Source organism: Bradyrhizobium sp. OK095, from assembly GCF_900109945.1.
Taxonomy (GTDB): domain Bacteria; phylum Pseudomonadota; class Alphaproteobacteria; order Rhizobiales; family Xanthobacteraceae; genus Bradyrhizobium.
Window position 1 is genome coordinate 57556 of the sequence record NZ_FOBX01000003.1, and the last position, 24209, is coordinate 81764.

A 24209-nucleotide genomic window follows, 5' to 3' on the forward strand; every position below is an offset into this window, starting at 1 on the left:
AACATGATGCGATGGCGATGGCCGGCTACTGCTTGGGCTGTCCAAAATCGAGCGGCGGCAGATCGATCTGCGGAATCTCGATCTTGATGGTGTTGGGATCGATGTTCGACTGCACGCCCTTGTAGTGCATCACCATCGACGGGAACGTGATCACCAGCCCCACCATGATCACCTGGATGACCACGAAGGGGACCGCGCCCCAATAGATCTGCCCCGTCGTGACCGGCTCCATGCGCTTCTTGGTGAGGCGGTCGATATAGGACTCTTTCGGTGCGACCGAGCGCAGATAGAACAAGGCGAAGCCGAACGGCGGGTGCATGAACGAGGTCTGCATGTTGACGCCGAGGATGACGCCGAACCAGATCAGGTCGATGCCGAGATGCTCGGCCGCGGGCCCAAGCAGCGGGATCACGATGAAGGCGAGCTCGAAGAAGTCGAGGAAGAACGCCAGCACGAACACGAAGGCGTTGACGAAGATCAGGAAGCCGACCTGGCCGCCGGGCAGCGAGGTGAGCAGGTGTTCGACCCAGACATGGCCGTTGACGCCGTAGAAGGTCAGCGAGAACACGCGCGCACCGACCAGGATGAAGACGACGAACGCGGACAGCTTCGCCGTTGATTCCACGGCCTGGCGGACCAGGTCCCAGGTCAGCCGCCGCTTCGCGGCGCCGAGGATGAGGGCGCCGGCCGCGCCCATGGCGCCGCCTTCGGTCGGTGTCGCGATGCCGATGAAGATGGTGCCGAGCACGAGGAAGATCAGGAATAGCGGTGGCACCATCACGAAGGTTGTCTGCTGCGCCATCTTCGAGAGGAAGCGGAAGCCTGTAAGCTTGTCGATAATCCAGTTCACGACCGCGACGAAGAAGGCGAACAGGATGCCGAAGAACATGCTGAGCACGACGAAATCGGCACCGTGCGTCTCCGAGCCCCGCATCATGAGCCAGCCGAACACGCAGCTCGCCAGGAACAACACGCCCAGCGACCGCAGGCCGCGGTCGCCACTGTCCTCGCGGAAGCCGATCGCCTCCTTGGGCAAGCCGGGCGCGGCCTTCGGGAAGATCAGGGTGACGAGGAACGCGTAGCCCGCATAGAGGCCGGCGAGCACCAGGCCCGGAATGAACGCGCCTTCGTACATGTCGCCGACCGACTTGCCGAGCTGGTCGGCCATCACGATCAGAACCAGCGAGGGCGGAATGATCTGCGCCAGCGTACCGGACGCCGCGATGATGCCGGTGGCCATGCGCCGGTCATAGCCGTAGCGCAGCATGATCGGCAGCGAGATCAGGCCCATCGAGATCACGGAGGCCGCGACCACGCCGGTGGTCGCCGCAAGCAGCGCGCCGACGAACACCACCGCATAGGCGAGGCCGCCGCGGATCGTGCCGAACAACTGGCCGATGGTGTCGAGCAAATCTTCGGCCATGCCGGATCGCTCGAGTACCAGGCCCATGAAGGTGAAGAACGGAATCGCGAGCAGCGTGTCGTTGTTCATCACGCCGTAAACGCGCTCGGGCAGGGCCTGCAGGAAGTCCGGGCGGAATTCGCCGAGCTGGATTCCGACCACTGCAAAGATGAGGCCGACGGCGCCGAGCGAAAACGCCGCGGGATAGCCGAGCAGCAGCATGACGACCAGCGACGCAAACATGATCGGCGCCATATTGGCGATAAGAAACGCGGTCATAAATTCCCCCGAAAAACGCCGCTGGCGGTCACTTTTGTTCGATCGCTTGGACGAGGTGTTCGACCTCGGCTTCGATCGCCTTCACCTGCGACTCGTGAGGATCGGGAATCAGCCCGCGCATAATCGCGATTCGCTTGATCAATTCGGAGACGCCCTGAACGAACAGGAAGGCGAACGCGATCATGATCAGCGACTTCGCCGGCCATTGCGGCAGGCCGCCGGCATTGCCGGATTGTTCGTTGATATGGAACGAGCGCATGAAGAACGGTACGCCGGTAATCATCATCACGATCGTCAGCGGCAGCAGGAAGAATGCATGGCCGATGACGTCGATGATGTTGCGCGCCTTCTTCGGCATCATGCTGTTGAAGATGTCGATCCGGATGTGCTCGTTGTCGAGCAGGGTCCATGGCGAGCAGAGCAGGAAGACGATGCTGAAAAGCACCCACTGCAGCTCGAGCCAGGAATTGGATGAGGTATCGAACGTCTTGCGGACGATCGCGTTGAGGGCGGAGATGATCACGGCGACCAGGATCAGCCAAGCCAAACGCTTGCCCGTCCAACGTGTGAACGCGTCGATTCCACGGCTCAACTTTAGGAGCGCTTGCAACGATAGGTCCTCCCCCGATTTTGCCTTGGCCGTTTTGGGTCTGCGCCGACCAGGCGCGTCGGCTTGTCCCGCCGAGAAGGCTTAAGGCCGCCGCACAAAACCAGCGGCGGTGCCGCCAGTCAATCGGAAGTTTGTTGATAGTTAAGGGGAATAGGGCCGCAGGCCGCCGGTTAATGTCAGCCGCCGGTGACGCTCCGGTCAGCGGCGACCGGCTTGAAAGGCTTTCATCCGGCCGATCAGGAACCTGAGCAACTGGCTGGCCGCGTTCGGCAGCTCGCGGCCCAATCGGGTGATGATGTGAGCCTCTGCCGCTGAGAGCAGCACATTGTCGACGGGAATGGCGACCAGCGATCCGTCCTCCAGGTCCGCCGCCACCGAGAAGGCCGGCAGCAGCGTCACGCCGAGACCGGAGCGGACGAAATGCCGGAGGATGCTGATCGACGTCGTGGTCAGCTTCGGCGACAGACCGGTCTTCTCGGATGTCTCGGCCATCGTCAGCAACTGGCGCGTGCCATAGCCCGCATGCATGATTCCGAGCGCGTGCCTGGCAATTTCGCGAAGCCTGACCGGGCGGCGGAGTTTTGCGAGCGGATGGTCGGGGCGTGCGATCAGGCAGATCGGCTGCCGGATGGCGGCGCACGAACGGATTCGCGGATCCTGCGGCGGATGATAGACGAGCCCGATGTGGCAGCGGTCGTCGGCAATGGCGCGGATGACCTCGCTGGTGCCCGCAAGTTCCAGCGAGATGGTCAGCCGCGGATGGCGCTGCCAGAACTCGTCGAGCGCGCCGCCCATGAGATCGGCGACGAAGCCTTCGCCGAGCACGAGGTCGATGTGACCGCGATGCAGCCCCTGGAGCTCCCGCAAGCGGGCGAGCGTGTCGTCGCGATCCACCGTGTGGCGGCGATAATGTTCGATCAGGAGTGCACCTGCCTCGGTTGGCCGCACGCCGCGGCTGTGCCGGTCGAGCAGGGCGGTGTCGAGCTCGCGCTCCAGCAGGGCGATCTGCCGGCTTACCACAGATGGGTTCACACCGAGGGCGTCGGCCGCGGCGCGCACCGCGCCGTAGCGCGCGGCTTCGAACAGATAGCGCAGCCGGTTCTCGTCGAGTGCATTGATCATGCCGAAGTGTTGCTCATGAGGCAACATTAGGCAACCGCGCTGCTGATGCCCAGTCCGGGTCCGGGTCCCTATGGTTTCTCCGCATTATCAGGACGAGGGACAGGGATATGGCGGTGGTCGGCGTCGTTGGGCTCGGGAATATGGGGCGCGGCATGGCGCTCTCGCTGATGCGGGCCGGGCATGAGGTGCTTGGAACCGATGCATCGGAAAAGACTCGCAGCGCGCTCGCATCGGCGGGCATCGCGGTTTTCGAAGCTGTCGGACCGCTCTGCGCCCGCGCGGATCTCCTCATTCTGTCGCTGCCGAATGCCGAGATCGTCGACGCCGTGGTGGCGGGTGAGGGCGGCATCATCGCCCATGCCAAGCAGGGCTTACGCGTCGTCGACACCTCGACATCCAATCCCGAGACGACCCGCCGCTTGGCCGCAGCGCTCGCCGCGCACGGCATGGCGATGATCGACGCGCCGGTCAGCGGCGGTCCGAAGGGCGCCATCACGGCGACCATGACCATGGTGATCGGCGGCGCGGATGCCGACGTCGCCGCGGTCGAGCCAGTCCTCGCCGACATGAGCGCCAAGCGCGTCCATGTCGGATCGGTCGGCGCCGGGCACGTCTGCAAGCTCATCAACAATCTGCTGTGTGCCGCGCATCTGCTCACCGCCGCCGAGGCGATGCGGATCGCGCGCGCGGCCGAGGTCGATCCGGCCCGGCTGCTCGAAGGCCTCAATGCCGGCTCCGGCCGCTCCGGCGTCACGCAAGTCAATCTGCCGAATTGGGTGCTGAACGGCGCTTTCGATTCCGGCTTCACGATGGCCCTGATGCGCAAGGACGTTCGCCTTGCCACGCAGCTCATCGCCGGGCTCGGGCTCGACCTGCCGATCGCCGGCGAAGCCGCGCGGATCTGGTCGGACAGCGCCACCTCGATCGGCGACGGCGAAGATTTCAACAGGATCGTCGAGCTTCAGCTCGGCAGGATGTGAGTGACACCATGACCTCTTTCATCGACACGCGGCTGCGCGATGCGCTCGCGCCCTTCTGGCCGGATTGCGCGGCGGTCGGTTCCTACGTGGCGGGCCGTATCGCTCCTGGCGCGGGTGCGCTCATCACCATCGATGATCCCGCAACCGGCGCGCCGCTCTACGCCTATCAAGATGCCGGCGAGGCCGTCGTTGCCGAGGCCGCTAGCGCGGCCGTTACAGCGCAAGCCGGCTGGTCGCGGCTCACAGCTGCGGCCCGCGGGCGTGTCATGCAGGCGATCGCGCGGGCCGTTCAAGGCAAGGCGGAGGAGCTGGCGCGCCTCGAATCGCTCTCGGCGGGCAAGCCGATCCGCGACACGCGCGTCGAGGTCGCCAAGGTCGCCGAGATGTTCGAGTATTACGCCGGCTGGGCCGACAAATTCCATGGCGACGTGATCCCGGTGCCGTCGAGCCATCTCAACTACACGCGGCGCGAAGCCGTCGGCATCGTGCTCCAGATCACGCCCTGGAACGCACCGATCTTCACCTGCGGCTGGCAGGTCGCGCCCGCCATCGCCATGGGCAACGGCGTGCTGCTGAAACCTTCGGAGCTGACGCCGCTGACCTCGATGGCGCTGGCGCATCTCGCCGAGCAGGCCGGATTGCCGGTCGGTCTCGTCAATGTGCTCGCGGGCTACGGCCACACGACGGGACAGGCTGCGCTCGGCGCGCCCGCGGTGAAGAAAGTCGTGTTCGTGGGCTCAGTGCCGACGGGCAGGCTGATCGCGGAGGCCGCCGCCAAGCGCCTGCTGCCCTGCGTGCTTGAGCTCGGCGGAAAATCCGCCAATATCGTGTTTGCCGATGCGGATCTCGCACGCGCGGCGATCGGTGCGCAGTCGGCCATCTTCGCGGGTGCCGGACAGAGCTGCGTCGCAGGCTCGCGGCTGCTGGTCGAGCGTTCCGTCTATGACAGCTTCGTCAAGATGGTCGCCGACGGTGCCGCGAAGCTGAAGGTCGGTGCGCCCGGCGCGGCGGACACCGAGGTCGGGCCGATCAACAATATCAGGCAGTACGCGCGCGTGCTCGCGATGGTGAAGCAGGGCCTCAGCGAGGGTGCAACGCTTGCCACCGGCAGCGACGGCAGCCCGGGGCAGGGCGGCTTCTTCGTCGCACCGACCGTGCTGCGCGACGTCAGCAACAGCATGACGGTGGCCCGCGACGAGATTTTTGGACCGGTCGTCGCCGCGATCCCGTTCGATTCCGAAGAGGAAGCGATCGCACTCGCCAACGACAGCGATTTCGGTCTCGCCGGTGCGGTCTGGACGGGCGACGTCGCACGCGCGCACCGGGTCGCGGCACAAGTCAGGGCGGGAACGTTCTGGATCAATTCCTACAAGACGATCAGCGTCGCATCGCCCTTCGGGGGCTTCGGAATGAGCGGCTACGGCCGTTCGAGCGGGGTCGAGACGCTGTTCGAATACACCCAAGTCAAGAGTGTCTGGGTCGAGACCGCGGCTGAGCCGGCTGTGGGCTTTGGCTACGCGCCCGGGATTCGGGAGTAGCGCCGGGCCTAGCCGCCGGTGACGCTCATGTGCCTGCTGACGCTGGGTCGGTCGTGGCGGCGGTCGATGATGAAATCGTGGCCCTTGGGCTTCAGTCCGATGGCACGGTCGATCGCATCCGCAAGCAGCATGTCGTCATCGGATGCACGCAGCGGCTTGCGCAGGTCCGAGGCATCCTCGTGGCCGAGGCAGGTGTGCAGCGTGCCGGTGCAGGTGATGCGCACGCGGTTGCAGGATTCGCAGAAATTATGGGTCATCGGCGTAATGAAGCCGAGCTTGCCGCCAGTTTCGGCGACGCTGACATAGCGCGCCGGTCCGCCGGTGTTTTCGGCAAGGTCCGTCATCGTGAACTGCTGGGCGAGGCGTGCGCGTACCAGCGACAGCGGCAGATACTGGTTGATGCGGCCCGAGCCGATCTCGCCCATCGGCATCACCTCGATCAGCGTCAGGCCCATGTCCTTGCCGTGGGCCCAGCGCATCAAGTCGGGAAGCTCGTCCTCGTTGAGGTTCTTCAGCGCCACCGCGTTGATCTTCACCTTAAGGCCTGCGGCACGCGCGGCCTCGATGCCTTCCAGCACCTTGTCGATCTCGCCCCAGCGGGTGATCTCGCGAAACTTCTTGGGATCGAGCGTGTCGAGCGAAACGTTGATGCGGCGCACGCCGCAATCGGCGAGCTCGCGCGCATGCTTTGCCAGTTGCGTACCGTTGGTGGTCAGCGTCAGCTCGTTCAGGGCGCCGCTCTTGAGATGCCGCGATAGTGAGCGCACCAGCGTCATCACGTTGCGCCGGACCAGGGGCTCGCCGCCTGTGAGCCGCAGCTTCTTCACGCCCTTGGCGATGAAGGCCGTGCAGAGCCGGTCGAGCTCTTCCAGCGTCAGCAGGTCCGCCTTGGGCAGGAACGTCATGTCTTCCGACATGCAGTAGAAGCAGCGCAGGTCGCAGCGGTCGGTGACGGAGACACGCAAATACGAGATCGTGCGCCCGAACGGATCGGTCATCGCGCTCGACAGCGGGTCGCGGGGGCGCGCCTGGGCGAGGGGGCTCGCGGAAAGTCCGTTCATACCAAATGCCTTGTCACTTACGGCGACGGGCGCACCTCTGCTTCAGCGGTGCTCTGGAAGCAATCTAAGCATCGCGGAGGCCGAGGACAATCGGGTGGTATACGTAAGTGAGCGCCTGGATCAGCGCTTGCCCGCGTTCGGATCGGGGAACGCTGAGCCCGCAGCAGGTGCAGCATCGGCGGGGGCCGCTGCAGGCGCGGCTGCGGCCGGCTTCGGCTTTTTCGGCCGATGCGCTTTCTTCACCGGCTTGGGCGGCGCGGCCGGCTGAAGCTCCGCGAACACCGGATTCGGGTCGGTGGTAACCGAGGCGGATGTGGTGAGATCGCCGGGAGTCTTGATCACGTTCACCGGCACGCTCGCCGGCTGGTATTTTGGCAGCGCGAAAGCAACCGTGAACGGCGCATCGGGAGCGGGAACCGAGACCGAGCAGGGGGTCTTGCAGCCCTGACCGAGCGAGGTCGTGGCGTCAGCGCCCGGGGGATTGGATTCCAGCCGGACCTGAACGGTCGGCGGCGCAGATTTGAACATATCCCAAGACATTGAAGGCATTGAGGAGCAGCCACCCAGGCTGACTCCCACGAGCGCAATCGCGAAAACACGACGCATGACCATCCACTTCTACTGCGACGAACCGCCACATCCCCGGCCGGACCATAGGAGTGTCGTTTGGGGCAGGCAACCGGCGCGCCGCGCATAGATAATAGATGGTTAACGCAGGGTTCCGTAGAATAACCTCGATAAATCAGTGTCTTGTTGGCGCTAGGTCGTCATCAGGCTATGGGCTGCGGCCGGCAGGTCGCGCATGTGATGGATCAGCCGGTCGGGTTTCAGATCGGCGATCGGCACGTCGGTGTAGCCAAAGCTGACCCCGATTACGGGAACCCCGGCGCGGCGGGCGACGCCAACATCGGTTCCGGCATCTCCGACCATGATGCTGGCCTTCACGTCCCCGCCGGCGCGGGCCACCGTCTCGCGGAAAATGGTCGGGTCCGGCTTCTGGACGCCAAAGGTGTCGGCGCCGCAGATCGCCGCGAACCGGCGGGACAGGTCGAGCTGGTCCAGCAGCCGCTTCGACAGCCATTCCAGCTTGTTGGTGCAGACCGCGAGGCGATGGCCTTGCGCCGCAAACAGGTCGAGCGCGTCCAGGAGCCCCTCGAAGGGGCGGGATTCGACCGCGATATGGTCGGCGTAATAGGCGATGAAATCCGCCGTCATCCGGTCCATGTCAGCTAGCGTGACGCTGCGGCCCTCGGCTTCCAGGCCCCGTTCGATCAGCTTGCGGGCGCCGGCACCGATCATGTTGCGGGCCGAGGCCATCGGCACGGGCGGCAGCCCTTCGCGGTCGAGGACGTGATTCAGCGCGGTGATCAGGTCGGGCGCCGTATCCACAAGCGTGCCGTCGAGATCGAAGACGAGGGTGTAGGGGGAGGTCATGGCTTCAAGCGCTACCGGCCCGGCCCCGCCCACGCAAGGGCCGGAGCCATAAGATCACCTTATAAGATAGGTTCAGAGGCCTGTTCCCGCGCGGAAAACGAGGCTACATAGGCCGCCGCAAGCGGCACTATCGGCGGCACTCCCAATCCAGAGGCGGGCGCAGACGTGAACATGGACCAGTTGAAGCGGCAGGCTGCGGCGCGCGCCCTCGAGGAGGTGCGTGACGGCATGCAGCTCGGGCTCGGCACCGGTTCGACCGCAAAGCATTTCGTCGAGCTGCTCGGCGAGCGCGTCGCCGCCGGGCTCAAGGTGATCGGCGTGCCGACCTCCGAGGCGACTCGCGCCGACGCGATGCGTTGCGGCGTGCCCCTGACCACGCTGGATGAGATCGACCATCTCGACATCACCATCGACGGCGCCGACGAGATCGATCCCGATCTCAATTTGATCAAGGGCGGCGGTGGCGCGCTGTTGCGCGAGAAGATCGTCGCGGCTGCCTCGGATCGCATGATCGTCATTGCCGACGACACCAAATGGGTGCCGACGCTCGGCAAGTTTCCGCTGCCGGTCGAGGTCATCCCGTTCGGGTTTGGAGCGACGCGCCGGGCGATCGAGAAGGCGTTTGCCGCGTGCGGTGTTTCCGGGCAAATGGCGGTCCGTAAGGCCAAAGGCGGGGACAAGGATGGCCACGTTTTCGTCACCGATGGCGGCCACTGGATCGTCGATGCCCAGCTCGGACGTATTGTGGATCCGCCCGGTCTCGCCAAGGCGTTGAGCGCCATCCCCGGCGTGGTCGAGCATGGGTTGTTCATCGGCTTGGCCAGCTCGGCCGTTCTGGCGGGTGGCGAGGGAATTCGCGTGATTGAACGGCGAAAGCCGAAAGGAGACTAGGAATGCAGAGCGTGTTTAAATTCTTGCCGGTCGCGACCCTCGCTGTGGGACTGGCCCTGTCGGCCGCCCCGGCCGTTGCGCAGCAGCCGGCCCCGCCGAAATCGTCGCCGGCGGCCGTCGCCGCGGCCAAGGAGATTCTCACGATCAAGAACGCCGGCGCGATGTACGCCGGCGCCGTGCCGGGCCTGGTCGAAAAGACCAAGATCGCGCTGATCCAGCAGAACCTCAACTACCAGAAGGATCTCAACGAGGTCGCCGGTATCGTCGCCCAGCAGCTCAACGGGCGCCAGAACGAGATCGGCGAAGGCATGGCGCAGGTCTATGCCAGCGAGTTCACCGAGCAGGAGCTGAAGGATCTCGTCACCTTCTACAAGTCACCGCTGGGCAAGAAGCTGATCGACGCCGAGCCGCGCGCCATCGGGCTGAGCATGGCCTTCATGAACTCCTGGGCCCAGAACTTCGCCGAGACCGTGATGGGGGCCTTCCGCGCCGAGATGCGCAAGCGTGGCAAGGAAATCTGACAGTACCTATCTGATAGGGAGTTCCTGAAACAAGAGGTCGGAGTGGACAATGGCTGAATTCGACGTCGACCTCTTTGTCATCGGTGGCGGTTCGGGCGGCGTGCGTGCCGCCCGCATCGCGGCGGGCTACGGCGCCCGCGTCATGATTGCGGAAGAGTACCGCATGGGCGGCACCTGCGTGATCCGCGGCTGCGTGCCGAAGAAGCTGTTCGTGATCGGCTCGCATTTCCGTCACGAGTTCGAGGACGCCGCCGGTTTCGGCTGGACCGTTCCGCCCGCCAGCTTCGACTGGCCGACGCTGATCGCCAACAAGGACAAGGAGATCGCCCGGCTGGAGGCGATCTACACGACGAATGTCGAGAAGTCGGGCGCGCAGGTCGTGAAGAGCCGCGCCGTGATCGAGGACAAGCACACCGTCCGCCTGCTCGAAAACGACAAGAAGATCACTGCCAAATACATTCTGATCGCCACCGGTGGGGCACCCAACCACGGCGCCTCGATCCCCGGCATCGAGCACGTGATCTCGTCCAACGAGGCATTTCATCTCAAGAAGCTGCCGAAGCGGATCGTGATCCAGGGCGGCGGTTATATCGCGCTGGAATTCGCCGGCATCTTTGCCGGCTTCGGCTCCGACGTCACAGTGATCTATCGCGGCGACAACATTCTTCGCGGCTTTGACGAGGATGTCCGCGCCCATGTCCGCAGCGAGATGGAGAAGCAGGGCATCACCATTCTCACCGGCTGCACGGTGGCGAAGGTCGATCGCCACGGCGAAGAGTTCACCACCCATCTGTCGAACGGTTCGAGCATTGCCTCCGACCAGGTGATGTTCGCGATCGGCCGCCATCCGGCGGTGGCCAATCTCGGCCTGGAGAAGGCCGGCGTCGCCATCAACCCCAAGAATGGCGGCATCGCGGTCGACCATTTCTCGAAGAGTTCGGTCGACAGCATCTATGCGATCGGCGACGTCACTCATCGCTTCAACCTGACGCCGGTCGCGATCCGTGAAGGCCATGCCTTCGCCGACACCGTGTTCGGCAAGCGCGAGGTGCAGGTCGATCATTCGTATATCCCGACCGCGGTGTTCTCGCAGCCGGAGGTCGGAACGGTTGGTTTGACGGAAACCGAGGCGCGTGCGCAATTCAGTCACGTCGATATCTACAAGACGAATTTCCGTCCCATCAAGGCGACGATGTCCGGCCGCGACACCCGCGTGCTGATGAAGCTGGTCGTCGATGGCTCGACCGATCGCGTGCTTGGCTGCCACATCGTCGGCGATTGCGCCGCCGAGGTCACCCAGGTGGTTGCGATTGCCGTGAAGATGAAGGCAACCAAGGCCGATTTCGACGCGACGATTGCGCTGCATCCGACCGCGGCCGAAGAGCTCGTCACCATGCGCACGCCGACCGAGCGCCACGTGCGGCAGGCTGCGGAGTAGGCTGGAGACTGCCGGACGAGTTCGGCCGGCATGGTTCGAGACGCCCGCTTAAGCGGGCTCCTCACCATGACGGTCTAAAATCTTGCCGCAAAGCATGACCTCATCCTGAGGGCCCGCCGCAGGCGGGCGTCTCGAAGGATGGCCGCAAGCGACGGCCTACCCGTAGAGATAGCCGACCGGGTTGCCTTCGGTGCGCAGGGGACGGACGTCCTTGTGCGTGATGATCTGACCCGCGAGGCCGTCGATCTCGTCACGCTGTGTCGGCGTCCAGCCGCGCAACTCGTTCATGCCCTTGAGAAGGCCGAGCCGCAGGACCTGGGTGTTTTCGCCGAGGCCGGTGAGGCTGATCGACTCCTTGCCCGCCGTCACCACGTCGCCGGCCGCGAGCTCGAAGCTCTCACCGGACTTCTTCCTGAATTCGGCGGTGCCGCGAATGACGCGATAGATCACGACCTCGCCCTTGGCAAAGCAGGTCGGGTCGGCTGCTGCCGACGTGCTCTTCGCCAGCAGCGACTGGCCGCGCGGGTCGGTTGCGATGATGTGGCCGGTGACGAGATGACCGCTCGGGACTTCGATGCCGATATCGCGCACGTAAACCGGCATCGCCGATTTGACCGGACTGTCGGTGAGCGGCTTGAACAGCGCATCCAGCGCCAGGGGGTCCTGAAGCCAGAAGCCTGCATCGGCCGGGCGATCATGCAATGAATGGCTCCAGGCCACACGCGGCGTCTCGGCTTCGTTGATCTGGTCCGGGCCGACGATGGTCGGGTTCGGAAAGGTGGTGGGATCGGCGATGAAGGCTTCGAGGAATTTGCCGGAATAGCCCATCGAGATCGGATCGGGCACCACGGTCTGCGGCGTCTTCAAATTCTCTTCGGTCGACAGGCCCGACCAGGTGTAGAACAGTTGGCGGTGCACGATCGCGCTTTGCAGCATCACCGCGCCCGGACCGACATTGTAGAAGCGCCCGTCGTAATCGAAGGTGAATGCGCCCGAGGTGACCAGCACGAGCTGAAAGCCGCCGGGCGGAAGATGCAGGTGGAAATCGGTGGGGCCGGTGTCGGGAAGGTAGATCGGCAGGTTGGTCGCGACTTCGTGCAGCAGGAAGGTTTCGTTGTTGGCGTGGAAGCCCTCGTTGGCGCGATTGTAGAGCGCTTGCGGCCGGTAGGTTGCCTCGTACTTCGCATTCTTGTCGCGATCGATCGCGACGAAGTCCTGCTCATTGAGGCGAAGGGGTGAACCATCCGGGCGGGTAAGGCCGGTGAATTTGAGATCGCCCGCAGCATGCACGTTCATGGCATTCTCCGATCCTGGGCCGTTCATCCCGGAGCTGGCGCCCGCGTCTTGCTGCTCCTTTTTGTGGAGGGCAGGGAATCAGGCCTGATGATGTCTTGCGAATTCTGGGCCAGTTGGTGTGCGGCGCGGCGTGTGGGCCCCTTGGCTCCACGCGAGACGAGAAAAATCGAGGTTGTGCCTGAGGTTAGGTGACCGTTTCACCAACCGGCGTGGTCTTGTTCGCAAGGTGCGCAGGTCCAGCGGAGAGACGTGTCTTGTCTAATTTGTCGGCATGTCCTGCAAAGGGCATGCAAGCCGCAAAGGCGGCAAGGATCATCGTGGGATCATTGAATGCCGGCGGCCGGTCGTCCGAAGCCGCTCATTTGAACGATTGAGGGGCGATTCGCTCGGGTTTGCCGGACGGGCTGTCGGCCCACTTCGCCATCTCGACCGCGCGCACGTCGATGCCTTCGCACCAGAGGCAGCTCGGCTCCGCGCGGCCTTTGGCCGTCAGCATCGGGACAAGTGCATGACCGCAGCCAGTGCAGGACGTAGTGCGGTTCATGTGTTGCTCCACGATCATCCAATTCGAGGGCGGCACCTTGGCCGCCGAAGCTTGCGCGGGCGCTATGACGGCGCTTGAGCAGCGTGTCCGACCGGAGCGCTCGTTCCTGAGATCGTAGATGTAGCGATCCATCGTGACACGGATGCGATGTCGTCGCCGTTTTCACGGTAGGCGCGAAGCTGGAATTCGGCCGAGCTGCCGCGTTCCACGATGATGCGGCAGTGCTCGACCTCGGCGATGCAATTCAGTGCGGCCGCGTCCCCGGCGATGTCGTCGATCACGCGGGAGAGCAGCTCGGAGATCGTGACCGGCCCGTCCCTGGAGGCAAAGATGCAATCGGTGCCGTAGCGCTGCGCGCGCCATTTATTCTCCACGGCGATCGCGCGTTCGACGACGGTGACTTCTTTCGACAGATGAGGTCGCAGATAGAGGTGACGCGTCAAGCAGCGATAGAGCGAGGCAATCGCAACCGCGTCGTCGACCAAGGTGCAGGTGTCGGGTGCACGAAGCTCAAGCGTCGGGTGCTTCATGGACGGGCGCATCGCCCACCAGATGTGGCTTTCATCGGGGATCACGCCGGAGCGCTGCAGCGCGCCGACATATTCGTCGTAGTCGTGCCGGTTCTCGAACAGCTCGGGCATTCCGGTGCGCGGCAGCTCGGAATAAGCGGCCAGCCGGTAGCCCTTCAGGCCGGTCTTGTGCCCATTCCAAAAGGGGGAGGAGGCCGACAGCGCGATGAATAGCGGCAGATGCGGCAGCATCGCCCGCATCACCGCCATGCGCTTCTCGGGATCGGGCAGCTGCACGTGCACATGCATGCCGCACATCATGTTGCGGTGGCCGATGCTGCGCAGATCCTCGATCATTTCCTCGTAGCGCGGCTTCGGGCTTGGCTGCGACATGCGCCAGATTGCGGTCGGATGCGTGCCGCAGGCCATGATGACGAAGCCATATTGCGCGGCGACGTTGGCGACCTCGCGGCGGAGGAAGCGAAGCTCTTCGCGCGCGTCATTGACATCGACGTGAACATTGGTGGCGACTTCGAGCTGGGATTGCAGCATCTCGCGCATGGCCTGACCGCCGGTCGACCAGTTCGCGGACTCGAACAGCGAGTTCGGCGTTTCGATCGCAACTTCGAAGGTTCGGCGATCGGCAAGGAAGTATTCCTCCTCGATGCCAAACGAATATTCCGCCGCCTTGCCGCCGCCGCCGGCCGAGCGAATGACGAGGTGCTGCTTGTCGTCGGAGGAATCGAGCCGCAGCAATTTCAAAACGTCTGAAGCAAATGTCATGAGCCACCCGGCAGTGGTTACCTGCGGGCAATAATCCTTCGGGTCGGGGCCGGTTCCGCTTCGGACCCAGCGGAAATCGCAAGATCGAACGGAACCATTTTCACGCTGTCGGACGCGCGTGCGATCAGCGCGTGATTCGCCGGCACTTCCGTCCAGCCGGACTCCTTGTCGAACGGTTCGGACACGACCACGACGTGGCCGCCGCCAGCCTCTCGGTAGTAGAGCGTGTTGGCGGCATCGTTGATCGCAACGCGAAACGCGTAGAGATCCCGGCCGTTGGCGATCGCGCTGGTGAAGCGCAGCCGTTCGCGATGCTCGCCTTCGTTGACGAGGCCGACCAGCGATTGCAGCACGGCTTGCGTTGCGCCGAGCGGGTCGCTGTCGAGCCCGGCGCCCATCATGGCGAGGAACACGGCTTCCGAGTCGGTCGTGCCCAGCCGCGAGGGATAATAGGCATCGGGGATCAGCGCCTCGACCTTGCGGCGCAGGCGATTCCAGCTGCCGACAAAACCGTTGTGCATGAACATCCACTGGCCGCAGGCGAAGGGATGGCAATTCTGCCGCGTCACCGCCGTGCCGGTGGCGGCGCGCACATGCGCGAAGAACAGATGCGAGCGCAGATGCCGGCAGAGGTAGCGCAGATTCTCATCCGACCAGGCCGGGCGCGTTTCGCGGTAGAGACCTGGCTCCGGATGCCCGCCATACCAGCCGAGGCCAAAGCCGTCGCCGTTCGAGCCGGCGGTGGACTGAAGCGAGCGGATGCTCTGCGCGATCAGCGAATGCTCGGGCTCGGTGACGTAAGGTTCGAACGAGGTGGTCTCGCCCCGATATGCGATCCAGCGGCACATGAGGTTCCCTGCGGCAAAGTGTCGTGAGGTGCACCAACGATCCTCACCATGGCAGGGTTCCAGCCATTTGCTTGAAGCAGTTGCGCGCGGAGCGGGGTTGTCTTGATCCCGTCACCGTGTAGAACAGCGTTCGGGTGCTCGCTGCATTGGTGCAGCGTCAGGTCGAGCGATGGTCGGGCCGCCACGCGGAAAGCGTGCACCCATGAATGATCAGCGGCCGGGCAGGGACCTGTCCAAAACCAAACCTCTCGTCGCGCGAGCGCTTACCACGCTCCAGCAGTTTCTGCATGTCGAGGCCGTCAGCGGCGTCGTGCTCCTTGTGGCCGCGGCCGCGGCATTGCTCTGGGCCAATTCGCCTCTCGCCCATTCTTATCACGATGTCTGGAACCTGCCGATCCCGCTTCGTCTCGGCGAGTTCATCTTCGTCAAATCCCTGCATTTCTGGATCAACGACGGGCTGATGACGGTGTTCTTCCTCGTCGTCGGCATGGAGATCCGCCGCGAGATTCACGAGGGCGCGCTCAGCAGGTTCGATCAGGCGATACTGCCGGTGCTGGCGGCATGCGGCGGCGTGATCGTTCCCGCGCTGATCTATTTGAGCCTCAACGCCGCTGCGGGGCGTGACCAGGGCTGGGCCATACCAACCGCGACCGACATCGCTTTCGCCGTCGGCGTGCTCGCATTGCTTGGAAGATCGATCCCGACCAACGTCCGCATCTTTTTGCTGGCACTCGCTATCATCGACGACATCATCGCGGTGCTCATCATTGCCTTGTTCTACAGCAGCGGGCTGGATTCCGGCGGCTTCGTCGTCGCATCGCTCGGCATCTTGGTGGTGCTCGGGTTTCAATGGATCGGGTTAGGCTCGGCGTGGGCCTATGTCGTGCCGGCCGCCATCGTCTGGGCGGGACTCCTGAGGGCCGGCATACATCCGACGCTGGCCGGCGTCGTGCTCGGTCTGATCACGCCGGTACGGTCGGCGCGCCGCGAGATCGAGCCGCCCGTCACACGCGTTCAGACCGCGTTGCACCCCTGGGTCGCCTACGCCATCATGCCGCTGTTCGCGCTGGCGAATGCCGGCGTCAATTTCACCGGTACGAGGCTCGCGGACGGCGCGCAATTCGTGACCTTCGGCATCGCGCTGGCGCTATGCGCGGGAAAGCCGGTCGGCGTGATCGGAGCGACCTGGCTTGCGGTGCGCACCGGCTGGTGCCGGTTGGCGCCCGGCGTGTCGTGGGCGGGTGTCTGCCTCATCGGGCTACTCGCCGGTATCGGCTTCACCATGTCGATCTTCATCGCCATGCTCGCGTTTACCGACGACAAATTGCTGGATGCAGCCAAGCTCGGCGTACTGTTCGGCTCGCTGATCTCCGTGACGCTTGGGCTCGGCTGGGGCGCGAAATACGCCCAACGACTGAAGCGGGAGACCGACAGCTAATCCTGTTCACCGAGCGTTTCGACGTAGGCCTTGCCGTAGGGATAAAAATGCTCCTTGCGGCCCTGATCCCAGAGCGCCTTCAGGCCGGGCGCCGTGATGTCCCAATCGGGACGACACATCATGCTGACGGCGCGGAGATCCTGGCGAAGCTCTTCGATGGTCGGGCGTCCGAAGAACCAGTAGCCGTTGTAGATCTTGTGAATGCGGAGGCGGGGCTCCAGCACGACCACGTGCGGGATCATCGGATTGTGGAGGGGATCGGTGTATTCGGCGATGTCGAGATCCTTCTGAACGATCCGCCTGGAATCCGAGAGGAACGGCCAGTGCGCACCGACGCCGCTGCGATATTCGTTGGTCTGGGTGATGTTGTCGGTGGTCACGGTGACCAGGCGGCAATAGCCGACCTCCATCTCGCGATGGAGCTGAACCAGCCCTTCAGCCTGGCGGCGATCCTTCGGACAGAAACCGCCGCGGCCGAGGACGACGATCATGGGATCGCCACCTTGCAGCTCGGAGAGTTTTCGATGCTTGCCGGTGTGGTCGCTGAGTTCGTAATCCGGGAAGGTTGCTCCCGGCATCATGTCAGTTCGCATGAAGCTCTCCCAAGTCTTAGAAATGGATGTTTTAGAAATCTATGTCCTAGAGATCGATGACGATATCACCCTGCGGCCGCGCGCAGCAGATCAGGACATTGCCGTCTGCTGGCGGGTCGAGCGGATCCGGGGTGTAGCTGACGTCTCCGGCCACGAGCCCGCTCTCGCAATTGTGGCAGACACCCGTCCGGCATGACCAGCGCACGGGGACGTCGCACGCCTCAGCCAGCTCGAGCAGGCTGGCATAGGATGGCGCCCAGCAGACATTGAGGCCGCTGCGGGCGAACGACACCATCGGCCCCGGCCCGGGTGCGCCGACCGGCATATGTGCTGCGACCTTCGGTGCGGCGGCGATGCCTGGCGTCAGCGAGGGCTTGCTGCCGAACAGCTCGGTGTGGATGCGGTCGGGCGCAACGCCCAGCGCGGCGAGGCCGACCGAGAGATCGCTCATGAAAGCGCCCGGTCCGCAGAGATAGAAGTCGCCGTCGCGCGGCAAATTGAGCGTCTGGAGCAGGCGCTGGTCCAGATGTCCGGCGCTGTCGAAATCCGCCCCCAGGCGATCGGCCGGATCGGGTGCGCTGAAGCAGACATGGCTGTGATGGCGAGCGAGCCCGGCCAACAGCCCGCGCACTTCAGCGGCGAACGGATGTTCGCGGCCGTTGCGGGTGCCGTGCAGCCACCAGACGTCTTGCGGCGATCCTTCCGAGGCGAGCGCGTGCAGCATGGCGAGTACCGGCGTCACGCCGATGCCGGCACTCAGCAGGACGACGGGGCGCGTATCCTGCCGGAGCGCAAAGCTGCCGCGCGGCGCACCGAGTTGCACGATGTCGCCGGTTCGGAGCTCGTCGGCGACATATCCGCTGGCCGCGCCGTGCGCTTCCCGCTTAATGCTGATGCGATAGGATGCGGCGTCAGTGCGGCGCGACAGCGAATAGCTGCGTGTCATCGCGGAAGGCCCGAGGCGCACGACGACGAACTGGCCGGGCAGGGCGGTGGCGCCGGGCTGTCCGTCCGCGGGTTCGAGGATCAGCGACGTCACATTGCCGCTTTCGGCGACCTTGCGCGAGACGCGGAACGGCCGGAAGCCTCGCCAGGCCGGAGGCGGGCTTGCAGCCGGCCCGAGCCCGGCATTTCCTGTGGCCGGATTGTCTTTCTGCTCGAGCAGCGCCGCGAAGGAACGACGCCAGCCTCGGCTCAGCGCCGGAATTTTCAGCGCGCGCTCCAGCTGGTCGCGCGGGTGAGGAGACAGATAGAGCAGCGCGTTGATCTCGGACACGCTCATGCGTTCAGGGCCATCCGCGACCTGCGTGATCTCGTCGCCGGCCTCGACGTCGCCTTCCTCGATGACGCGAAGATAGAAGCCGGGCCGGCCGTGCTTGACCAGCAGCGCGGCCATGTCAGGCTCGTCCATGCGAATGCCGAGCCGGTAGCAGGTGACGCGCGGCTGCGTCACCTCGAACAGGGCGGAGCCGATCTTGTAGCGGTCGCCGATGCAGACCTCGGCGTCGGCGAGGCCCTCGACGGTGAAATTCTCGCCGAATTGACCATGGACGAGGTTCGATCGTCCGAGATGCTTCTGCCAGTAGCGATAGGACTCGTCCTGATAGACGTACACCGCGCGCTGTTCGCCGCCGTGACCGGCAGTGTCGCCCTGGCCGTCGCCGTCGATGTTGAGCCGGCGCACCCTGCGCGGGCCTGTGACAGGCGCCTTCCAGATGCCGGTATGGACGGTCCGGCCTTGCCAGGCGACGTCGCGCGGCAAGCCGACATTGAGAGAGAGCAGATGGGCCATCACAGTTTCCCGGTCCTGAGTGCGCCCCGGCCTCACGGGGCGCCGCATGTCAATCTGCATCCAAACCGGATTGTTGGCCCGTTAGGCTTTGTTAGACGTTGCTAGAGGGCCTTGCCGCCGGCGGTTTGCGCGCCGATTTAAGGAGCAGAAACCGCAAAGTGGGAGGTTGAGATGGATGACCAAACCAAGCTGGCGGCGCTCCAGCGCCATTGGGACGCGTCAGACGCGAACGATTTCGAGGCCGAGCATGACATCTATCGCGAGGATGCCGTGCTCGACTATCCGCAATCCGGCGAGCGTATCCATGGCCGCAGGACCATCCAGGAAAGCCGCTTCGTGCAGCCGAACAAGAAACGCTTCACGGTTCGGCGCATCGTCGGCGGCGGCGATCTCTGGGTGAGCGAATTCGTGCTGACCTATGACGACGTGCCGTCCTATGTCGTCAGCATCATGGAATTCCGCGACGGGTTGGTGGCGCACGAAACGCAATATTTCGGCGACCGGTTCGATCCGTCGCCGTCGCGGGCGCATCTGGTCGAGCTTGTGGCGTAAGGCGCGTTCCGTCGCAATGACGATGCGCGCGGGGGGGAGTCCTGTAGCCCGCATGAGCGAAGCGAGATGCGGGGCCGCTGTCCCGGATATCGCTTCGCTCATCCGGGCTACGAAGCTGCAGCAACACGGAACCCGATGCGGCGGCTGGTCGCAGGCTCGTTGCCTTGATTCCGGCTCATCGATCTTTATGTCTGGGAGGAACAAGAATCCGGGCCCCTCTGGCGAGGACGCTGACAATGTCGGCAAAACCTCGCGATGTCGGATGACCTGTCCCGCGCGAATGCGATGGATCGGCCGATCGTCGGGCTTTCTCGAGTTCCTTCCGACCCAATCGTCCCCATCGCAGCTCCGTGCGGCCATTTCGCCAGCTAAGGGAGCAACGATGTCTGACGCCAAATACTCAAATCCGATCGAGATCGAGATCACCGAGCCGTCCCGCCTGAACGAGCAGGCCGCGGTGGCGCTGGTCATTGCCGGCGCGCTCGTTGCGGTCGCCGACCGCCACGTGTCGCCGGTCGAGCGCGACGAGGTGATCCGCTTCATCAGGGATCGTGGATTGGCGCCGCACATCAGCGACGAACGGTTGTTTGCGATGTTCGACGAGCTGGCGGAACGATTGGAAGAGCCGGACTTTGCCAATGTGGTGATCGACACGCTACGGCCGGTCGCGAACATGCCGCTCTCGTCGCATCTGATCGAGCTGTCGGAGCGCGTTGCGGCTGCTGACGAGGACGTGCATCCCCATGAGGTGCAGGCGATCAAGCTGCTGCGCCTGCTGACGCTGGTGTTGCCGCGGGCAAAGCAGGTCGGGCCGGGTGCGGTGAACACCGCCCCCAAGGAGTGAGCATGAGCGCGGCATCGGACGAGCGGACGACGAGTACCGAGGGCACCAATGGCCAGGTGGCCGGCGGTGACCCGCGCCTCGACAAGCTCGTCCATCGCCTGCCGCCACGCGTCGGTGGCACCGTCTCCTATCTGCTCAAGCCGTCCAGCCGCTGGGTGAGGATTCCCTCGGGGGCGCTGCTCGTCGTCGGCGGCGTGCTCTCCTTTCTGCCGGTGCTCGGCATCTGGATGCTGCCGCTCGGCCTCGCGCTGCTCGCCGAGGACGTGCCCGCGCTGCGCTCCTCCCGTTCAAAGGTCTTCGACTGGATCGAACGCAAGAAGCCACATTGGCTTGATCCCTCCGCACCGAAAAAATGATCAATCATGACCGAATTCATCACCGCTGAGGCGCTGAGCGCGCTGCTTCAGGTTGTCCTGATCGACCTCGTGCTCGCCGGCGACAATGCCGTCGTCATTGGGCTCGCCGCCGCGGGTCTTCCGGCCGAGCAGCGCCGGCGCGCCATCGTCGTCGGCATCGTCGCGGCCACCGCATTGCGCATCGTCTTTGCCGGCGTCGCGACCCAGCTTTTGCAGGTGATCGGCCTCCTGCTCGCCGGCGGCGTGCTGCTGCTCTGGGTGTGCTGGAAGATGTGGCGCGAGCTGCGCGAGCAGGCCGCGCGCACAGAGCTTGCGTTCAGCCATGGCAGCGGCGGAGGCGCTGCTCCTGCGTCGCGAAAAACCTTCGGTCAGGCCGCGGCACAGATCGTCGCTGCCGACGTCTCGATGTCGCTGGACAACGTGCTCGCGGTCGCGGGCGCCGCGCGCGAGCATCCCTACATCCTCGCCTTCGGCCTGCTACTGTCGGTCGCGCTGATGGGCGTTGCCGCCGATCTGCTCGGCCGCGTGCTCCAGAAGCAGCGCTGGATCGCCTATGTCGGTCTTGCCATCATCATTTACGTCGCCTTCGAGATGATCTATCGCGGCTCGCTCGAGCTAGCGCCTGTCATCGCGAGTCTCTGAGGCGACAATTCTTATCTGCAAATCCGGAGTGATCCATGATGTCTGAACCCAAAGCACCTTCGGCGCACTCCGTGCCGCGGCCGAAAATCGGCCCGTTTGCCCAGCTGATCTTTGGCTCGCGCTGGCTGCAAGTGCCGCTCTATGTCGGCCTCATCGTCGCACAAGGCGTCTACGTGCTGCTGTTCCTCAAGGAGCTCTGGCACCTGGTCGCGCACTCGTTCGACGCCAGCGAGCAGCAGATCATGCTGGTCGTGCTCGGGCTGATCGACGTCGTCATGATCTCGAACCTGCTGGTGATGGTGATCGTCGGCGGCTACGAGACGTTCGTCTCCCGGCTGAACCTGAACGGCCATCCGGACGAGCCGGAATGGCTCAGTCACGTCAACGCCAGCGTGCTCAAGATCAAGCTGGCGATGGCGATCATCGGCATCTCCTCGATCTCGCTGCTGCGGACCTTCATCGAGGCCGGCAATCTCGGCACCGCGCGCAGCAATTTCACCGAGAGCGGCGTGATGTGGCAGGTCCTGATCCACCTGACCTTCATCATCTCCGCGATCGGCATCGCCTGGGTCGACCGCATCAGCGAGAGCGGCCACCGCAAGGAAGCCCGTCACGGTTGAAAACGGCGCTCAGAGGCGCCGGCTCCGCGCCAGCGTCTCGGAGGGCGCTTCGCCGAATGTGAGCTTGTAGCCCCGTGAGAAGTCGCCGAGGTGCCAGAAGCCGTTGCCAAGCGCCGCGGCCTTGACGCTCAAGCCGGCACTTCCGGTCATGAGCTGCACGCGAGTAGTCCACAGCCGCTTCAGGCGCAAATAATGATGCAGGCTGACGCCATGCACCGCGTGGGTCGCGGTCTGGAGCGTGCGCACGGACACGCCGAGCTGCGTGGCGAGGTCGTCGCTGTAGAGCGGCTTGCTGCCGAACAGCGCGGCCACCTCGTCGAGGCGCGCGACCAGCTTGCAGTGCTTGTCGAACGATCCGCGTCGGGCGGTCAGCGCGCCAGCGGGAACCAGGATGGTGTCGAGGCAGGCGAGGAGCGTCTCCTGGATCGGCCGGTTGAGTGCTTCGAACTGCCTGGGATCGCCGTGATCGGAGGCCAGGGAAAACATGCTCAGGATCGTGGCGCGCAGCCGCGCCATCGGATCGTCCTGCGTGCGAAAGAATCCGAGCCCGCTGTCGTAGTCGGCCCAGCCCCGATGGCGCATGTCCGAGTTGAAGCGCATCATCAGGTAGGTGTTGGGCTGGCGTTCGACGGATTTGATGGGGACCCTGCCGCGCACGACGCTCACCACCGAATTGTCGATCTCGCGGCCATTGCTGACGGAGTGAAACGAGAGCGGCACCACGAGGCCGACGCCGTGATCGGTGCCGACATCGACCTCGAGCCGGCGAGCGAACGCACGCTGGAGCACGAACAGCCCGTCCCGGAGCGGCAGGATGGCGCGGGACAGCGAGAATTCCCGCGGATGAAGCGGCGTGCTGGTACCGAGCCCGAGCACTTCGTTGGCACGAAATTCACCGAAGTCCGAGAAGCGCTCGATGCCGAGGACTCGCGAAGGCTTGAGCCGAGCTAGCGGCATTTCGGAATCCTTGGGACTTCAGGGGTGAGCGAGCTGAGGTCCCGAAAGGTATCAGACGGTTGGCCATCGGCCATATTCCGGTAAACTACTGCCAAAGCAGTTACGTCGAAGCGCATCGAGAGTTGGTTCTGTCTCATCACGCAACTTGCGGATAGGCCGCGTTCTCCCGTCGCTCGCGTTCGCCGAGCTCACGCACCAGCTCCTGGAGAAATGACTCTGTGAAGGCGGGCAGGGTGCGCTCGGCGCGAACATAGATGCCGAGGTCGGACCACACAGGACTGCCGGCATTGTCGAGCGGCAGGAAAACAAGTTGGCTGTCGCGCGATAGCCTGTTGATGCCAAGCTGGGTCTGGAAGGCGACACCGACGCCGCGCGCGGCGAGCTCGCGCATCAGGTCGATCGAATTGGCCTGGATCGCCGGCTCCGGCGTCTCGGAGAGCTGCGCGATCAGCGGCTGGAGCAGATGATAGATCGACAGCTCCGGCAGCGCCTGGATGACGGGGAAGGCGAGGCACTGCGCCAGCGTGACCGTCTTGCGGCGCGCCAGCGGGTGTTCGCGCGCGACGAGCGCGCCGAGGCGAAAGCGCTTCAGCGCGACCTGGCGCAGGTCCGGCGGATGCCGAAGCGCAATGGCAATGCCGATATCGGCTTCCCCGCGGCTCAGCGCCTCCAGCACGTCCGACGAGCCCTTCACCTCGACGGTGAAGTTGACGCGCCGGGCCCGGCCGCGATGCAAAGCGATCAGGTCCGGCAGCACTGACTCGGTGATGGACTCGATGCAGGCGATGCTGACGGTGCCGTGCCAGGCGCCGGACAGGGACGCCACGTCCGAGCGGAAGCGGTCGAGGTCCTGGAGCACGTTCATGACGTGCCGGGCCAGCATCTCGCCGACCGTCGTCAAGGTCAGGCCGCGCGCATTACGCTCGAACAGGGGTGATCCAACCTCTTGCTCTAGCTTGAGAATTTGGCGACTGACGGCTGAGGAGGCAACGTTCAGGACACGCGCGGCGGCCCGGATCGAGCCGGTGCGGCGGACGGCGTGGAAGTACTGGATGGCCGGTGAGTGAAAGCGCATGGGATCCCCCGGCTGACTATAGCTGTTGCCGAAACGGCATCAACCTGTACGAAATTCTCTGCTTTTCGAGAGCGCCGGTCCCAC

25 protein-coding genes are annotated in these 24209 nt (G+C 64.5%); 11 read left to right on the top strand and 14 right to left on the bottom strand.

What is annotated here, in order from left to right; all coding sequences use genetic code 11:
• Positions 1-25: 25 nt before the first annotated feature.
• The 3 genes from BMW89_RS09205 to BMW89_RS09215 form a co-directional block, all read right to left on the bottom strand.
• Complete coding sequence (locus tag BMW89_RS09205) at positions 26-1681, bottom strand: TRAP transporter large permease (RefSeq protein WP_092024902.1); 1656 nt, start codon at positions 1679-1681, stop codon at positions 26-28.
• Between the two features lie 28 nt (positions 1682-1709).
• The gene (locus tag BMW89_RS09210) at positions 1710-2291 is read right to left on the bottom strand and encodes a TRAP transporter small permease subunit (RefSeq protein ID WP_092024904.1); all 582 of its coding nucleotides are present in this window, start codon (positions 2289-2291) and stop codon (positions 1710-1712) included.
• A 198-nt stretch (positions 2292-2489) separates the two neighbouring features.
• Positions 2490-3413, bottom strand: coding sequence for a LysR family transcriptional regulator (locus tag BMW89_RS09215; RefSeq protein ID WP_092026233.1), 924 nt, complete (start codon positions 3411-3413; stop codon positions 2490-2492).
• An 86-nt stretch (positions 3414-3499) separates the two neighbouring features.
• Here BMW89_RS09215 and BMW89_RS09220 point away from each other — a divergent pair, with 86 nt between their 5' ends.
• Both BMW89_RS09220 and BMW89_RS09225 read left to right on the top strand, forming a co-directional pair.
• A complete protein-coding gene (locus tag BMW89_RS09220) occupies positions 3500-4393 on the top strand; it encodes an NAD(P)-dependent oxidoreductase (RefSeq protein WP_283805325.1) in 894 nt (297 codons plus the stop codon).
• 8 nt (positions 4394-4401) lie between these two features.
• Positions 4402-5931 (top strand): aldehyde dehydrogenase family protein, encoded by a 1530-nt coding sequence (locus BMW89_RS09225; protein WP_092026236.1) that lies wholly within the window; start codon positions 4402-4404, stop codon positions 5929-5931.
• Between the two features lie 8 nt (positions 5932-5939).
• Here BMW89_RS09225 and moaA read toward each other — a convergent pair whose 3' ends face one another.
• The 3 genes from moaA to BMW89_RS09240 form a co-directional block, all read right to left on the bottom strand.
• Positions 5940-6992, bottom strand: a complete 1053-nt coding sequence (moaA, locus tag BMW89_RS09230) for a GTP 3',8-cyclase MoaA (RefSeq protein WP_092024908.1) — start codon at positions 6990-6992, stop codon at positions 5940-5942.
• Between the two features lie 120 nt (positions 6993-7112).
• On the bottom strand, positions 7113-7598 hold the full coding sequence (locus tag BMW89_RS09235; RefSeq protein ID WP_092026239.1) for a hypothetical protein: 486 nt from the start codon (positions 7596-7598) through the stop codon (positions 7113-7115).
• Positions 7599-7751: 153 nt separating this feature from the next.
• Positions 7752-8426, bottom strand: coding sequence for an HAD-IA family hydrolase (locus BMW89_RS09240; RefSeq protein WP_092024911.1), 675 nt, complete (start codon positions 8424-8426; stop codon positions 7752-7754).
• 165 nt (positions 8427-8591) lie between these two features.
• Here BMW89_RS09240 and rpiA point away from each other — a divergent pair, with 165 nt between their 5' ends.
• From rpiA to gor, 3 genes are read left to right on the top strand one after another with little or no spacing between them, the layout of a single operon-like run.
• Positions 8592-9317, top strand: coding sequence for a ribose-5-phosphate isomerase RpiA (gene rpiA, locus BMW89_RS09245; protein ID WP_092024913.1), 726 nt, complete (start codon positions 8592-8594; stop codon positions 9315-9317).
• Between the two features lie 2 nt (positions 9318-9319).
• Positions 9320-9838, top strand: a complete 519-nt coding sequence (locus BMW89_RS09250) for a DUF2059 domain-containing protein (RefSeq protein ID WP_092024915.1) — start codon at positions 9320-9322, stop codon at positions 9836-9838.
• Between the two features lie 49 nt (positions 9839-9887).
• Positions 9888-11276, top strand: a complete 1389-nt coding sequence (gor, locus tag BMW89_RS09255) for a glutathione-disulfide reductase (RefSeq protein ID WP_092024917.1) — start codon at positions 9888-9890, stop codon at positions 11274-11276.
• Between the two features lie 156 nt (positions 11277-11432).
• Here the strand turns inward: gor and BMW89_RS09260 are convergent, their stop codons facing one another.
• The 4 genes from BMW89_RS09260 to BMW89_RS09275 all read right to left on the bottom strand — a co-directional run bounded on the left by BMW89_RS09260 (position 11433) and on the right by BMW89_RS09275 (position 15256).
• Positions 11433-12572 (bottom strand): hypothetical protein, encoded by a 1140-nt coding sequence (locus tag BMW89_RS09260; RefSeq protein WP_092024919.1) that lies wholly within the window; start codon positions 12570-12572, stop codon positions 11433-11435.
• A 358-nt stretch (positions 12573-12930) separates the two neighbouring features.
• On the bottom strand, positions 12931-13116 hold the full coding sequence (locus BMW89_RS09265; protein WP_092026241.1) for a hypothetical protein: 186 nt from the start codon (positions 13114-13116) through the stop codon (positions 12931-12933).
• Positions 13117-13178: 62 nt separating this feature from the next.
• Positions 13179-14408: a carboxylate-amine ligase gene (locus tag BMW89_RS09270; protein ID WP_092024921.1), complete on the bottom strand. Its 1230-nt coding sequence runs from the start codon at positions 14406-14408 to the stop codon at positions 13179-13181.
• Positions 14409-14425: 17 nt separating this feature from the next.
• Positions 14426-15256, bottom strand: a complete 831-nt coding sequence (locus BMW89_RS09275; protein ID WP_092024924.1) for a class II glutamine amidotransferase — start codon at positions 15254-15256, stop codon at positions 14426-14428.
• 202 nt (positions 15257-15458) lie between these two features.
• On the opposite strand from BMW89_RS09275, the gene nhaA reads away from it, so the two are divergent.
• Entirely contained in the window at positions 15459-16694 is a 1236-nt protein-coding gene (gene nhaA, locus BMW89_RS09280) for a Na+/H+ antiporter NhaA (RefSeq protein ID WP_092024926.1), read from the top strand.
• On the opposite strand, the gene BMW89_RS09285 is transcribed toward nhaA, so the two are convergent.
• Together BMW89_RS09285 and BMW89_RS09290 are read right to left on the bottom strand one after the other, a co-directional pair.
• A complete protein-coding gene (locus BMW89_RS09285) occupies positions 16691-17287 on the bottom strand; it encodes a redoxin domain-containing protein (RefSeq protein WP_092024928.1) in 597 nt (198 codons plus the stop codon). The two genes, nhaA and BMW89_RS09285, sit on opposite strands and share 4 nt — an antisense overlap.
• 46 nt (positions 17288-17333) lie before the next feature.
• Complete coding sequence (locus tag BMW89_RS09290; protein ID WP_177195934.1) at positions 17334-19079, bottom strand: MOSC and FAD-binding oxidoreductase domain-containing protein; 1746 nt, start codon at positions 19077-19079, stop codon at positions 17334-17336.
• A gap of 171 nt (positions 19080-19250) precedes the next feature.
• Here BMW89_RS09290 and BMW89_RS09295 point away from each other — a divergent pair, with 171 nt between their 5' ends.
• The 5 genes from BMW89_RS09295 (at position 19251) to BMW89_RS09315 (ending at position 22093) form a co-directional block, all read left to right on the top strand.
• Positions 19251-19631: a nuclear transport factor 2 family protein gene (locus tag BMW89_RS09295; RefSeq protein WP_092024930.1), complete on the top strand. Its 381-nt coding sequence runs from the start codon at positions 19251-19253 to the stop codon at positions 19629-19631.
• A 382-nt stretch (positions 19632-20013) separates the two neighbouring features.
• The gene (locus BMW89_RS09300; RefSeq protein ID WP_092024932.1) at positions 20014-20475 is read left to right on the top strand and encodes a tellurite resistance TerB family protein; all 462 of its coding nucleotides are present in this window, start codon (positions 20014-20016) and stop codon (positions 20473-20475) included.
• A 2-nt stretch (positions 20476-20477) separates the two neighbouring features.
• Positions 20478-20831 (top strand): hypothetical protein, encoded by a 354-nt coding sequence (locus tag BMW89_RS09305; RefSeq protein ID WP_177195935.1) that lies wholly within the window; start codon positions 20478-20480, stop codon positions 20829-20831.
• 6 nt (positions 20832-20837) lie between these two features.
• Positions 20838-21473 carry a TerC family protein gene (locus tag BMW89_RS09310; protein WP_092024937.1) on the top strand — a complete coding sequence of 212 codons (636 nt, stop codon included), beginning with the start codon at positions 20838-20840 and terminating at the stop codon, positions 21471-21473.
• Between the two features lie 35 nt (positions 21474-21508).
• Positions 21509-22093 carry a TIGR00645 family protein gene (locus BMW89_RS09315; protein ID WP_092024939.1) on the top strand — a complete coding sequence of 195 codons (585 nt, stop codon included), beginning with the start codon at positions 21509-21511 and terminating at the stop codon, positions 22091-22093.
• Positions 22094-22102: 9 nt separating this feature from the next.
• Here BMW89_RS09315 and BMW89_RS09320 read toward each other — a convergent pair whose 3' ends face one another.
• Both BMW89_RS09320 and BMW89_RS09325 read right to left on the bottom strand, forming a co-directional pair.
• Positions 22103-23050 carry a helix-turn-helix domain-containing protein gene (locus tag BMW89_RS09320; RefSeq protein ID WP_092024941.1) on the bottom strand — a complete coding sequence of 316 codons (948 nt, stop codon included), beginning with the start codon at positions 23048-23050 and terminating at the stop codon, positions 22103-22105.
• Between the two features lie 136 nt (positions 23051-23186).
• Entirely contained in the window at positions 23187-24125 is a 939-nt protein-coding gene (locus BMW89_RS09325) for a LysR family transcriptional regulator (RefSeq protein ID WP_092024943.1), read from the bottom strand.
• Positions 24126-24209 lie beyond the last annotated feature (84 nt).

Coding starts and splice junctions, on each gene's coding strand:
- BMW89_RS09240 (WP_092024911.1), bottom strand. CDS start 8,426: ATGACCTCCCCCTACACCCTCGTCTTCGATCTCGACGGCACGCTTGTG.
- gor (WP_092024917.1), top strand. CDS start 9,888: ATGGCTGAATTCGACGTCGACCTCTTTGTCATCGGTGGCGGTTCGGGC.
- BMW89_RS09310 (WP_092024937.1), top strand. CDS start 20,838: ATGACCGAATTCATCACCGCTGAGGCGCTGAGCGCGCTGCTTCAGGTT.
- moaA (WP_092024908.1), bottom strand. CDS start 6,992: ATGAACGGACTTTCCGCGAGCCCCCTCGCCCAGGCGCGCCCCCGCGAC.
- BMW89_RS09295 (WP_092024930.1), top strand. CDS start 19,251: ATGGATGACCAAACCAAGCTGGCGGCGCTCCAGCGCCATTGGGACGCG.
- nhaA (WP_092024926.1), top strand. CDS start 15,459: ATGAATGATCAGCGGCCGGGCAGGGACCTGTCCAAAACCAAACCTCTC.
- BMW89_RS09235 (WP_092026239.1), bottom strand. CDS start 7,598: ATGCGTCGTGTTTTCGCGATTGCGCTCGTGGGAGTCAGCCTGGGTGGC.
- BMW89_RS09285 (WP_092024928.1), bottom strand. CDS start 17,287: ATGCGAACTGACATGATGCCGGGAGCAACCTTCCCGGATTACGAACTC.
- BMW89_RS09205 (WP_092024902.1), bottom strand. CDS start 1,681: ATGACCGCGTTTCTTATCGCCAATATGGCGCCGATCATGTTTGCGTCG.
- BMW89_RS09265 (WP_092026241.1), bottom strand. CDS start 13,116: ATGAACCGCACTACGTCCTGCACTGGCTGCGGTCATGCACTTGTCCCG.
- BMW89_RS09225 (WP_092026236.1), top strand. CDS start 4,402: ATGACCTCTTTCATCGACACGCGGCTGCGCGATGCGCTCGCGCCCTTC.
- BMW89_RS09260 (WP_092024919.1), bottom strand. CDS start 12,572: ATGAACGTGCATGCTGCGGGCGATCTCAAATTCACCGGCCTTACCCGC.
- BMW89_RS09305 (WP_177195935.1), top strand. CDS start 20,478: ATGAGCGCGGCATCGGACGAGCGGACGACGAGTACCGAGGGCACCAAT.
- BMW89_RS09320 (WP_092024941.1), bottom strand. CDS start 23,050: ATGCCGCTAGCTCGGCTCAAGCCTTCGCGAGTCCTCGGCATCGAGCGC.
- BMW89_RS09250 (WP_092024915.1), top strand. CDS start 9,320: ATGCAGAGCGTGTTTAAATTCTTGCCGGTCGCGACCCTCGCTGTGGGA.
- BMW89_RS09270 (WP_092024921.1), bottom strand. CDS start 14,408: ATGACATTTGCTTCAGACGTTTTGAAATTGCTGCGGCTCGATTCCTCC.
- BMW89_RS09290 (WP_177195934.1), bottom strand. CDS start 19,079: ATGGCCCATCTGCTCTCTCTCAATGTCGGCTTGCCGCGCGACGTCGCC.
- BMW89_RS09215 (WP_092026233.1), bottom strand. CDS start 3,413: ATGATCAATGCACTCGACGAGAACCGGCTGCGCTATCTGTTCGAAGCC.
- BMW89_RS09275 (WP_092024924.1), bottom strand. CDS start 15,256: ATGTGCCGCTGGATCGCATATCGGGGCGAGACCACCTCGTTCGAACCT.
- BMW89_RS09315 (WP_092024939.1), top strand. CDS start 21,509: ATGATGTCTGAACCCAAAGCACCTTCGGCGCACTCCGTGCCGCGGCCG.
- BMW89_RS09325 (WP_092024943.1), bottom strand. CDS start 24,125: ATGCGCTTTCACTCACCGGCCATCCAGTACTTCCACGCCGTCCGCCGC.
- BMW89_RS09300 (WP_092024932.1), top strand. CDS start 20,014: ATGTCTGACGCCAAATACTCAAATCCGATCGAGATCGAGATCACCGAG.